Genomic DNA, 11,193 nt, shown 5'->3' with positions numbered 1-11,193 from the left:
TAACGGCTGGGGAGGGGAGGGTACGCCGCGTCGGAAGAAGGTCCGGAACGCGACGGTCCGCCTCCTGCGGGGAAGGTGCGGGAGGCGGACCGTTTGCTCAGTCTGTCGTTGTTTCCGTGCTCTTCTCGGTACGTCTTGCCGTGCTCCGGGACCGTTTCGGACCGCCGGCTTCCGCCGGCCGCCGCCGTTCTCAGACCGCGGCCTTTTTCAGCCGACGCCGCTCGCGCTCGGACAGACCGCCCCAGATGCCGAATCGCTCGTCGTTGGCGAGGGCGTACTCGAGGCATTCGGAACGGACCTCGCAGGCGAGGCAGACCTTCTTGGCTTCGCGGGTGGAGCCGCCCTTCTCGGGAAAGAAGGATTCGGGGTCGGTCTGCGCGCACAGTGCGCGCTCCTGCCAACCGAGCTCCTCGTCCGCCTCTTCGACCAGCAGTTCCTGAAACAGCTCGGTCATGTGCGCCCCTCGCTCTGTCTGTGCGTCCCCGTGATGTTGCCGTTACTGATCGCCGAGTAACGACACGAGTGAAATTACAAGTGTGTGGCTCCTGTGCAGTCAAGCCGGGATCTGCTATTGGGGCCCTTATTCACTCTGCGGAACCAAGCGTATACAGAAAGTGTTCATATCGCCAAAAATCGTGACACAAGCCACAGGCTGTCCGCGGCTGCCGCCCTCGTTCGAGGTCGACGCGTCACCCTGAGGAGGGGTTGCGATTCGGCCGAAGATGCAGCCCAGATCACATTCCGATCACGAGTGACGCCGACGGGTTTGATCTCGGTTCCCGTTGAGTCGGAGCGGCACATCCCCTGACCGTGAGTGCACAAACCTTTCTCCGCGCACAGTAACCGGATGAGGTGAAAGTTTTCCCTCAAAACGGACATTGGGTTGACAGTCCGGCCCTCCGCCCGGTCTCCTTGTCCTCATGTCAGCGCCCGCAGCCGCCACCCGGACCCCCATTCGTGGGTTCCTGTGCGCTGCCCAGGTTCGCTGTTGCTGTTGCAGCTGTTGATGCCCCCGGAGCCCCTGGCTCCGCCGAGCTCCGGCCACTCCCCCACAGCAACCGCCCCGCACGACTGACACCCGTCGAGGACACCCCCACGATGAACAGCGCCTCCGCAGCCTCCTCCGTCCACACCGCGACCACCCCGGCCGCCGCCCCCGCCGTCGCCGCCCCGGCCCCCGCCGCCGCCGTCGAGAGCGACCTGCAGATCGCCGGCGACATCCTCGCCGTCCAGCACCTCCTCCAGCCCGCCCGCGAACACCCCGTCACCGTCGCCGAGTTCGCCGGCCTCGCCCGCTCCATCGCCGAGGACCGCGGCAGCTGGGAACACCTCGTCCAGTACGACGCCACCACCCGCTGGTACCACCGCCTGCGCACCGGCCCCGGCTACGAGGTCTGGCTGCTCAGCTGGGTCCCCGGCCAGGGCAGCGGCCTCCACGACCACGGCGCCTCCTCCGGCATCCTCACCGTCCTCGACGGCGAACTCACCGAGCACACCGCCCGCGGCCGGCTCAGCCACCGCGCCGGCTCCCAGCGCGTCTTCGCCCCCGGCTACGCCCACGAGGTCGTCAACGACACCCTCGACGGAGCCGTCAGCCTGCACGTCTACTTCCCCGGCCTGACCGAGATGCCGATGCACAGCTGCTCCCCGGCCCACGAGGAACACGTACCCGCCTGACAAACTGCGGGGTATGCGCATTGTTGTTCTGGCCGGCGGCATCGGCGGCGCCCGTTTCCTCCGCGGACTCAAGTCCGCCGTCCCCGACGCGGACATCACGGTCATCGGCAACACCGGTGACGACATTCACCTGTTCGGGCTGAAGGTGTGCCCCGATCTGGACACGGTGATGTACACCCTCGGCGGTGGCATCAACGAGGACCAGGGCTGGGGCCGCACCGACGAGTCCTTCACCCTCAAGGAAGAACTCGCGGCGTACGGGGTCGGACCCTCCTGGTTCGGCCTCGGCGACCGCGACTTCGCCACCCACATCGTCCGCACCCAGATGATCGGCGCCGGCTACCCGCTCAGCGCCGTCACCGAAGCCCTCTGCGACCGCTGGCAGCCCGGCGTCCGCCTGCTCCCCATGTCCGACGACCGCGTCGAGACCCACGTCGCGATCACCGACCCGGAGACCGGCGAACGCCGCGTCGTCCACTTCCAGGAGTACTGGGTCAAGCTCCGCGCCTCCCTCGACGCCGAAGCAGTCGTCCCCGTCGGCGCCGAACAGGCCAAGCCCGCCCCCGGCGTCCTCGACGCCATCGCCGGCGCCGACGTCATCCTCTTCCCGCCGTCCAACCCCGTCGTCTCCATCGGCACCATCCTGGCCGTACCCGGCATCCGCGAAGCCCTCGCCGCCGCCCCGGCACCCGTCGTCGGCCTCTCCCCCATCGTCGGAGGAGCACCCGTACGGGGCATGGCCGACAAGGTCCTCGCCGCCGTCGGCGTCGAATCCACCGCCGCCGCCGTCGCCCGGCACTACGGCTCCGGCCTCCTCGACGGCTGGCTCGTCGACACCTCCGACGCCGACGCCGTCACCGAGGTCGAAGCCGCCGGCATCCCCTGCCGGGCCGTCCCGCTGATGATGACCGACACCGACGCCACCGCCGCCATGGCCCGCGCCGCGCTCGAACTCGCGGAGGCCGCCCGGTGACCGTCGTCCCCTCCTACGAGGTGCGGGCCGTCCCCGGCATCCCGGAGGTCCGGCCCGGCGACGACCTGGCCCGCCTCATCACCGACGCGGAACCGGACCTGCGCGACGGGGACGTCCTCCTCGTCACCTCGAAGATCGTCTCCAAGGCCGAGGGGCGCATCGTCCGCGCCGACTCCCGCGAGGACGCCATAGACGCCGAGACCGTACGCGTCGTCGCACGCCGCGGCACCCTGCGGATCACCGAGAACCGGCGGGGACTGGTCATGGCGGCCGCCGGCGTCGACGCCTCCAACACCGAACCCGGCACCGTACTGCTGCTCCCCGAGGACCCCGACGCCTCCGCCGCGGCCATCCGCGCCGGACTGCGGACCGCGCTCGGCGTCGACGTCGGCGTCATCGTCACCGACACCTTCGGCCGGCCCTGGCGCTCCGGACTGACCGACGTCGCCATCGGCTCCGCCGGGGTACGCGTACTCGACGACCTGCGCGGCGGCACCGACGCCCACGGCAACCCGCTCAGCGCGACCATAGTGGCCACCGCCGACGAGCTCGCCGCCGCGGGCGACCTCGTCAAGGGCAAGGCCGCCGGGCTGCCCGTCGCCGTCGTACGCGGACTCGGACACGTACTCGGCGACGGCTCCACCGCCGCCGACCTGGTCCGCGCCCCCGCCGACGACATGTTCCGCCTCGGCACCTCCGAAGCCGTACGGGAAGCCGTCACCCAGCGCCGCACCGTACGCGCCTTCACCGACGACCCCGTCGACCCCGGCGCCGTACGCCGCGCCGTCGCCGCCGCCGTCACCGCCCCCGCGCCGCACCACACCACCCCGTGGCGGTTCGTCCTGCTGGAGTCCGCCGCCGCCCGCCTCGAACTGCTCGACGCGATGCGGGACGCCTGGATCTCCGACCTGCGGCGCGACGGCAAGTCCGAGGAGTCCATCGCCAAACGGGTCCGGCGCGGCGACGTCCTGCGCAACGCCCCGTACCTGGTCGTCCCCTGCATGGTCACGGACGGGGCGCACGACTACGGGCACGCCCGGCGGGACGCCGCCGAACGGGAGATGTTCGTCGTCGCCATGGGCGCGGGCGTGCAGAACTTCCTGGTCGCCCTGGCCGGCGAGCGGCTCGGCTCGGCGTGGGTGTCCTCGACGATGTTCTGCCGGGACGTGGTGCGCAAGGTGCTCGCGCTGCCGGAGGAGTGGGACCCGATGGGCGCCATTGCGGTCGGCCGCCCGGCGGCCCCCGCCGCCGACCGGCCGGCCCGGACGCCGGAGGCGTTCATCGAGGTGCGGTAGGCCCTCTACAGCCTGCCGATGTCGCCGCGCGGCATCCGGGGCGTGCGGCGGGGCGGGGTGCGCCCCGCCAGCAGCACGAGCCGGGCCGCGCGGTGGCGCTGCCCCTCGTACGGGGCCAGCAGCTCCAGCATCCGGGCGTCGTCCGCGTCCCGCTCACCCGCGAGGGCGAAGCCGATGATCCCGGGCAGGTGCAGGTCGCCGGTGGTCACCGCGTCGGGCGCGCCGTTGCTGCGCTGGAGGGTCTCCGCCGAGGTCCACGGGCCGATGCCGGGCACCGCCTCCAGCCGTGCGGCGGCCGGCCCGAGCTCCATCCCGGCCGCCTCCTCCAGCCGGGCGGCCACCCGGGCGGCGCGCACGATGGTCGACGAACGCTTCATGTCCACCCCGGCCCGGTGCCAGTCCCAGGAGGGGATCAGCGCCCAGTCCCGGGCGGCGGGCATCACGTACAGCTCCCCCGCCAGGGGTCCGGGCGCGGGCTCGCCGTACTGGCGGACCAGACGGCGCCAGGCCCGGTACGCCTCGTCGGCGGTGACCTTCTGTTCCAGGACCGTCGGGATCAGCGACTCCAGCACCAGCCCGGTCCGGGTCAGCCGCAACCCCGGACGGCGGCGGTGACTGGCGTGCACCAGCCGGTGCCGGGGTACGAAGACGGCCGGATCGTCGGCGGCTCCGAGCAGCGTGGGCAGGTTGTCCAGCAGCCAGTCCCGCCCGGGCCCCCACGCCTCGGCGTCCACCCCGCCGGACGTCGCGCGGACGCGCAGCGTGGCGGGGCCCCCGGGGGTACGGGTGGCCCGCCAGACGGAACCGTCGGGGGTGGTCCGGAACGTCGGATCCCCGGGCCCGCGCCGCAGCGGCCCGAGCACCAGCCCGAGGTCCACCGGGGTGCCGGGGTCCCAGGTCCGCCCCTTCCCGCCCTGCCCCACGAGGGCCCCGCCCCGCCCGTCGGGCACGACGGTGTGCCCACCGCGCACGGTGGTCCGGGTGGTGGGGGTGGTGGGGGTGGAGGGGGTGAACCGGCCGGCCATGCGTCGAGCGTAGCCCGGCGGGGTGGCCTCACGGCGCGGGCCCGCCATCTCCCCCGGCCGGTGGGGTGGGGAGCGGTGCTCCCTCGGACGGTCTCAGAGAAGGTTGGGGGCTTCCCTGAGAACGCCCGGGGGTGCACCGCTCCCCACCCCCACCGCCCCGCGCCCGGAGCCGGCCGTCCACCGGCGAACCAGCGGGCCCCCGCGCCGCGGGACCGCGACCGCTGCCACCGCGGCCCGGCCGGGGTCGACGCCGCCCCGCCCCCGATCCGGCGGCGCCGTTGAAACCGGCCGCCACGACCCGACGTACGCACCCACCCGCAGACGGGGGGCGGGTGGGCAGCCGCCGACCCGCCCCCACCGCCTTGAGGGGGTGATGGCGAGCCCCGGCTACCGCCCCTGGAGCTTCGCCGAGCTTGTCCTCGTCGGCGGGAGCTGGTTGTAGAGGAGGCGGCCCGGGCATTCGGTGGCGAAGCCGTCGCGGTGGCCCGAGATGACGTTCAGCTTGACGTTGCTGCCCTTCGGGTAGCGGTTGCCGCCGCCCGACTTGAGGGTGGTCTTCGCCCTCGGGTCGGCCCCGAAGAGGCCCAGCTTCCAGGCCGTGAGGCGGGCCACGGCGTCCACCGCGGGGGCCGGCGGGGCGGCGGAGGTGTAGGTGCCGATCACCGCGATGCCCATGCTGTCGGCGTTGAACCCCATGGTGTGCGCGCCGAGCACCGGCTTGGCGACGCCGCCCGCCCGTCCCTCGTAGACCGTGCCGCACTTGTCGACGGCGAAGTTGTAGCCGAAGTCCCGCCAGCCGCTGCTGACCACGTGGTACCGGTACAGGCTCCGGATCACCGCCGGGGCGTCCTTGCAGGCGTAGTTGTTGCCGGAGGCGGTGTGGTGGACGAAGGCGGCCTTGACGGTGCTGGTGTAGACGAAGCCCGTCTCGCGCAGGGACTCGTCCGCGCCCCAGCCGCGCCGGGTGACGATCTTCGGGCGGGGGCCGATGTACGGCGCGGCGGCCGCCGTGAGTTCGCCGTCGCTCGCGAAGACGGCGTCGGCGGTGGAGTCGGCCTTGTTCAGCGCCGGGATCTCCAGGGCGCCGAGCCGGGCGTGCGGGAGGTTGGCGGAGGAGGCTTCCGCCACCTCCATGGTCATGCCTGTCTGCAGGGCGGTGTCGCCCTTGCCGTCGTCCGAGTCGCCCGTGTCGTCGGAGTCGTCCGCGGGGCGCTGTGCCGGGCGGGTCGTGGCGGCGCCGGTGCCGTTCTTGCCGTCCAGGACGGCCACGGGCGCCGCCGTGCCGGGGTCGACGAGTTCGATCCGCATGCCCGACGGCAGCCGGGAGGCCGGCGCCGACCGGGTGGTGCCGGCCTCGGCCTCGACGCGGACCTCCACGGCGTCGGAGGCGCCGACCCAGAGCGGGGCGGTGCTGCCGCGGACGCGGCCGGTGCCGCGTTCGGTCGCGTCGGGGTCGGCGGCGTGTTCGCCGTTGTGGGTGTCGAGGTCCTGCCAGTTCGACCACTGCCGCGTGCCGACCGCGCGGGTGCGGACCTGGACGCGGCCGACGAGCGGGGTGCTCACGTCGTCCCAGACGACGCCGACCAGCGAGAACGTCTTGACCTCGCGCGCCGCCAGGCCCCGGGTCGCGTCCGGGTCGGGGGCGGCGCTCATGCCGGGCACGCCGGGGATGCGGGCGCCCGAGGGCGCCAGGGGGCCGAGCGGCAGCGACTGGGTGGAGCCGGCGGGGTCCGCCGGGATCGACTCGGCCTGGGCGGGAGTGGATAGCGCGAGCGGCAGGGCCAGTGCGGCAGCCGTCGCGACGCCGATGGAGGAAGCAAGGAATCCGCGCATGGAAGCGATGCTGGGCACAGCCACCACGAAGCGCCATCGGAGAACTGACGATCCGTCCGACGATCAGTGCGGCCGCCCACCCCCGTACGGGCGAGCCGTCACCCCCCGTACGGGGGACGGGCCCGCGTACGCTGGGCCGGGTGAACGCCACTGACCGCACCCCTGCCGACCTGCTGCGATCCGCGCTCGCCGCCGATCCGGGCCGCCCTCTCGTGACCTTCTACGACGACGCCACGGGCGAGCGCGTCGAATTGTCCGTCGCCACCTTCGCCAATTGGGTGGCCAAGACCGCCAATCTGCTCCAGGGCGACCTGGGCGCCGAGCCGGGCGACCGGCTGGCGCTGCTGCTCCCGGCCCACTGGCAGAGCGCCGTGTGGCTGCTCGCCTGCGCCTCGGTCGGGGTGGTGGCCGAGGTGGGCGGGGATCCCGCCGGTGCCGACCTGGTGGTGAGCGGGCCCGACACCCTGGAGGAGGCGCGGGCCTGCTCCGGGGAGCGGGTCGCGCTCGCGCTGCGTCCGCTGGGCGGGCGGTTCCCGCAGCCGCCGGCCGGGTTCGCGGACTACGCGGTGGAGGTACCCGGCCAGGGTGACCGGTTCGCGCCGTTCGCGCCCGTCGACGCCGACGGCCCGGGTCTGGTGGTGGGCGGCGAGGAGTTCTCGTACGCGGACGTCGTCGGGCGGGCGCGCGCCGACGCGGCCGGCCGGGGCGCGGGCGAGGGCGCCCGGGTGCTGTCGGGCCTCGGCTACGACAGCTGGGAGGGGCTGTCGGCGGGGCTGTACGGGGCGCTGGCCACGGGCGGCTCCGTGGTGCTGTGCCGGAACCTGGACGCGCTGTCGCCGGAGGCGCTGGAGCAGCGCGTCGAGAGCGAGCGCGTCACCCTCAGGGTCTGACCGCACCCTCAGGGCCTGACCTCACCCGCCCGGGACCTGCCCCGCACCCGCCGAAGGCCCGCCCCGCACCCGCCCGGGCCCGCAGGGCGGCTCCGCCGCGATTTGTCACCCGTATGGCCCTTGCCCGACCCCTGCCCCCGGGCCACCGACGTCACCCGGGGGCAGGATCGGCTCCAGGCCGTGCTCACCCGTACGGCCGGTCGCCGACGAGGGTGAGGGGACGGAGCGCGAGTGACGGGCAGCGCGGGCATACCGTTCGGCTCCGGCGTGGCCGGAGGCAGTGGGACGCCTCCGCGCGGGCGCCGGCGACGGCGGCTGCTGCGCTGGATCGGGCTGGGGCTCGTCCTGCTGGTGCTGGCGGGGGCCGCGGCCGGCTGGTGGGTGTACGCGAAGCTCGACGGGAACATCACGGAGGACACGTCGGCCGCGGCCGAGCTGCGGCGCTACGAGCGCGAGCGTCCGGCGCACTTCGGGGCCGGCGCCCAGAACATCCTGCTGATCGGCTCGGACTCCCGGTCGGGCACGGCCAACTCGCGCTACGGGCAGGACGAGGGCACCCAGCGCTCGGACACCACGATCCTGCTGCACCTGCCGGCGGACCGCGGGAGCGCCACGGCGGTGTCGATACCGCGGGACCTGATGACGGAGGTCCCGAGCTGCCTGAAGCCGGACGGCACCCGGACGGTGGAGCGGTTCGCGCAGTTCAACTGGGCCTTCCAGTGGGGCGGGGCCGCCTGCACGATCCGTACGGTCGAACGGATGACCGGGATCCGCATCGACCACCACATGGTGGTGGACTTCGGCGGGTTCAAGAAGATGGTGGACGCGGTCGGCGGGGTGGAGGTGTGCCTGCGGCGGCCGGTGGTGGACGAGGAGGCGCACCTCAGGCTGCCGGCGGGGCGGCAGCTGCTCCGGGGCGAGCAGGCGCTCGGGTTCGTCCGGGCGCGGTACGGGCTGGGTGACGGCAGTGACACCGAACGGATGGAGCGCCAGCAGCAGTTCCTGGGTTCACTGGTGGAGAAGGTCAAGAGCAACGGGGTGCTGCTGAACCCGGCGCGGCTGTATCCGCTGCTGGACGCGGCGACCTCTTCGGTGACCACGGATCCGGGGCTGGCGTCACTGCGGGGCCTGTATGAACTCGTACGGGGCGTACGGGACATACCGACCGACCAGGTCAAGTTCCTGACCGTGCCGCGTCGCCCGTACGCGGCGGACCCCAACCGGGACGAGCTCGTGGAGCCGGACGCGGCCCGGCTGTTCCGGCAGTTGCGCATGGACCTGCCGTTGACGATCACCTCTCCGGAGCCCGATCCGCGGGTCCGGGCGGAACCGGATCCGGTGCCCGTTCCGGAGCCCGGTACGCGGTCCTCGGAACCGGCCCGGGAGGGTGCCGGACCTGCCACGGCGACCGGCTCGGCGGCGGCCTCCGGGGAGCCGTCGCCGGTGCGAAGCGGAAGCCCGGTACCGGCCGCTCCGGTGCCGACTTTCACGGGAACCACGGCGGCTGCGGCCGACTGCCGGTAAAGCAATCCAAAAGCCCGGGGTCCGGCCGAGCCCGATGGGCGCTTTGGCCCGTTATAGAGAGAGTGGATTTTGTCACCAGCATGGTTTGGCGCTGACCTGGCCGGATAAGGTGAGCGATCCGGTGCACCGGCCGTGAAAGAGGCCGTGCACCAGCAGCCGGATCGTTGACCGCGTGCCTGGGGGGAGGCGCGTCGCGAAGCACCGACGGAGGATTCGAGCAACCGTGGATGCGCAAAGCCGTGGGCGGGCGGACGAGATCGACCCCGCAGACCAGTGGGTGCTCAATCCCCGCACCGGCAACTACGAACTGCGACTGGGTCATTCCGCTGCGCAGCAGCCCACCGTCGCCGCACCCCGCAGATCCCGCAGGAGCGCCGCCGCTCCCTCCGCGCCGACCGCTCCCTCCCCGGCCGTACCCAAGCCCCGCCGCGGCGAAGGCCCGTCCGGCGGGCGGCGCGGCGGGCGTCCCCGCAAGGGCGGCGGTCCGCCCCGGCGCCGCAAGGTCCTGGTGGCGACGGGCGGGACGCTGGCGCTGCTGCTGGTCGGCGGCGGGCTGGGCTCGTACCTGTACTACGAGCACCTGAACGGCAACCTCAAGGTCATCGACACCGGTGGCGTGGGCAACGGGTTCAAGAAGGACCAGCCGATCAACATCCTGGTGATCGGCACCGACAAGCGCAGCGGCAAGGGCAACGAGGGGTACGGGGACGCGGAGAGCGTCGGCCACGCCGACACCACGATCCTGTTCCACGTGTCGAAGGACCGCAGCAACGCGACGGCGCTGTCGATCCCGCGCGACCTGATCACCGACATCCCGGCGTGCCCGACGAAGCAGCCGAACGGTTCGGTGAAGGACATCGCCGGTACGAAGGGCACCCGCTTCAACAACAGCCTGGGCCAGGAGGGGCGTGACCCGGGCTGCACGATGCGCACGGTCAAGCAGCTGACCGGCATCGAGGTCGACAACTTCATGATGGTCGACTTCAACGCGGTGAAGAACCTGAGCGCGGCGGTGGGCGGGGTGCCCGTCTGCGTGGAGAAGGACGTCAACGACCGCGATTCCAAGCTGAACCTGAAGGCGGGCGAGCACCGCCTCCAGGGCGAGCAGGCGCTGGCCTTCGTACGGACGCGGCACGCGTTCGGCAACGAGAGCGACCTGGACCGGATCAAGACCCAGCAGCAGTTCCTGGGTTCGATGATGCGGGAGATGAAGTCCAAGGAGACGCTGACCAGTCCGAAGAAGTTCGTGTCGCTGGCGGAGGCGGCCACCAAGTCGCTGACGGTGGACCAGGGGCTGGGGTCGATCGCCAAGCTCACCGATCTCGCCGGTGAGTTGAAGGACATGAACCTCAAGAACGTCACCTTCACGACGCTCCCGGTGATCGACAACCCGAACGAGCCGGCGAACCGCAAGTCGACCGTGGTCCTCAACGCGGCGCCCGCCGAGGAGCTGCTCCGGATGATCCGCGGGGACGTCTCGCTCACCGAGGTCGAGAAGAAGGAGGCGGCGGCGAAGGAGGCGGCCGACGCCGACGCCAAGAGCCGGCAGGACGCGATGCTCCAGGGCGGCCGCGCGCCCGCGGGCGACGTCCGGGTGGACGTGTACAACGGCGGCGGGCCGCCCGGATCGGCCTCCACTACCCTGACCTGGCTGCAGAACGCCAAGGGCGTACTGAAGGCCAGCAACCACGGCAACGCCTCCGGCCGGCTGGGGGCCACCCAGCTGGAGTTCGCCCCGAACCAGGCCGATCAGGCGCGTGCGCTGGCGGACATGATGGGGCTGTCCGGTGCGGCCCTGAAAATGGGTTCCGTGGACGCGGGTCCGAGGACGCCGATGAAGCTGACGCTGGGCTCCGACTTCAAGGAGCCGGGGAAGCCGCTCGGCGCGGCGGAGACGCCGCAGCAGGCGCCCGAGGGGCTCCAGCGGGTCGAGGCGGACAAGGCGGTCTGCGCGAAGTGAGCGGTCCGCGCCACGG

The 11,193-nt window shown here is 72.8% G+C and carries 9 protein-coding genes; 6 read left to right on the top strand and 3 right to left on the bottom strand.

From position 1 onward, the window contains the following. Positions 1 to 190 precede the first annotated feature (190 nt). Positions 191 to 454, bottom strand: coding sequence for a WhiB family transcriptional regulator (locus tag OG553_RS20715; protein ID WP_003983763.1), 264 nt, complete (start codon positions 452 to 454; stop codon positions 191 to 193). A gap of 644 nt (positions 455 to 1,098) precedes the next feature. Here OG553_RS20715 and OG553_RS20710 point away from each other — a divergent pair. Genes OG553_RS20710 through OG553_RS20700 form a run of 3 tightly spaced genes read left to right on the top strand, consistent with a single transcriptional unit; the run spans position 1,099 to position 3,945 of the window. Beyond that, positions 1,099 to 1,677, top strand: coding sequence for a cysteine dioxygenase (locus OG553_RS20710; protein ID WP_405980417.1), 579 nt, complete (start codon positions 1,099 to 1,101; stop codon positions 1,675 to 1,677). 13 nt (positions 1,678 to 1,690) lie between these two features. Beyond that, positions 1,691 to 2,650, top strand: a complete 960-nt coding sequence (cofD, locus tag OG553_RS20705) for a 2-phospho-L-lactate transferase (protein WP_405980416.1) — start codon at positions 1,691 to 1,693, stop codon at positions 2,648 to 2,650. After that, positions 2,647 to 3,945: a coenzyme F420-0:L-glutamate ligase gene (locus tag OG553_RS20700; RefSeq protein ID WP_405980415.1), complete on the top strand. Its 1,299-nt coding sequence runs from the start codon at positions 2,647 to 2,649 to the stop codon at positions 3,943 to 3,945. Before cofD ends, OG553_RS20700 begins: the two co-directional genes overlap by 4 nt. A gap of 5 nt (positions 3,946 to 3,950) precedes the next feature. On the opposite strand, the gene OG553_RS20695 is transcribed toward OG553_RS20700, so the two are convergent. Both OG553_RS20695 and OG553_RS20690 read right to left on the bottom strand, forming a co-directional pair. Further along, positions 3,951 to 4,970: a DNA-3-methyladenine glycosylase family protein gene (locus tag OG553_RS20695; RefSeq protein ID WP_405980414.1), complete on the bottom strand. Its 1,020-nt coding sequence runs from the start codon at positions 4,968 to 4,970 to the stop codon at positions 3,951 to 3,953. 387 nt (positions 4,971 to 5,357) lie between these two features. After that, the gene (locus OG553_RS20690; protein ID WP_405980413.1) at positions 5,358 to 6,803 is read right to left on the bottom strand and encodes a peptidoglycan recognition protein; all 1,446 of its coding nucleotides are present in this window, start codon (positions 6,801 to 6,803) and stop codon (positions 5,358 to 5,360) included. Between the two features lie 140 nt (positions 6,804 to 6,943). On the opposite strand from OG553_RS20690, the gene OG553_RS20685 reads away from it, so the two are divergent. The 3 genes from OG553_RS20685 to OG553_RS20675 all read left to right on the top strand — a co-directional run bounded on the left by OG553_RS20685 (position 6,944) and on the right by OG553_RS20675 (position 11,177). Continuing rightward, positions 6,944 to 7,693: a TIGR03089 family protein gene (locus tag OG553_RS20685; protein WP_405980412.1), complete on the top strand. Its 750-nt coding sequence runs from the start codon at positions 6,944 to 6,946 to the stop codon at positions 7,691 to 7,693. A 231-nt stretch (positions 7,694 to 7,924) separates the two neighbouring features. Further along, positions 7,925 to 9,217 carry an LCP family protein gene (locus OG553_RS20680; RefSeq protein ID WP_405980411.1) on the top strand — a complete coding sequence of 431 codons (1,293 nt, stop codon included), beginning with the start codon at positions 7,925 to 7,927 and terminating at the stop codon, positions 9,215 to 9,217. A gap of 223 nt (positions 9,218 to 9,440) precedes the next feature. Further along, positions 9,441 to 11,177 (top strand): LCP family protein, encoded by a 1,737-nt coding sequence (locus OG553_RS20675; protein ID WP_405980410.1) that lies wholly within the window; start codon positions 9,441 to 9,443, stop codon positions 11,175 to 11,177. The last annotated feature ends 16 nt before the right edge of the window (positions 11,178 to 11,193 follow it).

Source organism: Streptomyces sp. NBC_00158, assembly GCF_045160885.1.
Lineage (GTDB): Bacteria > Actinomycetota > Actinomycetes > Streptomycetales > Streptomycetaceae > Streptomyces.
This window is presented reverse-complemented; position numbering and strand designations above follow the sequence as displayed.

Bases quoted from the DNA above. Each gene is read 5' to 3' on its own strand.
- OG553_RS20715 (WP_003983763.1), bottom strand. From the start codon at position 454: ATGACCGAGCTGTTTCAGGAACTGCTGGTCGAAGAGGCGGACGAGGAG.
- OG553_RS20710 (WP_405980417.1), top strand. From the start codon at position 1,099: ATGAACAGCGCCTCCGCAGCCTCCTCCGTCCACACCGCGACCACCCCG.
- cofD (WP_405980416.1), top strand. From the start codon at position 1,691: ATGCGCATTGTTGTTCTGGCCGGCGGCATCGGCGGCGCCCGTTTCCTC.
- OG553_RS20695 (WP_405980414.1), bottom strand. From the start codon at position 4,970: ATGGCCGGCCGGTTCACCCCCTCCACCCCCACCACCCCCACCACCCGG.
- OG553_RS20690 (WP_405980413.1), bottom strand. From the start codon at position 6,803: ATGCGCGGATTCCTTGCTTCCTCCATCGGCGTCGCGACGGCTGCCGCA.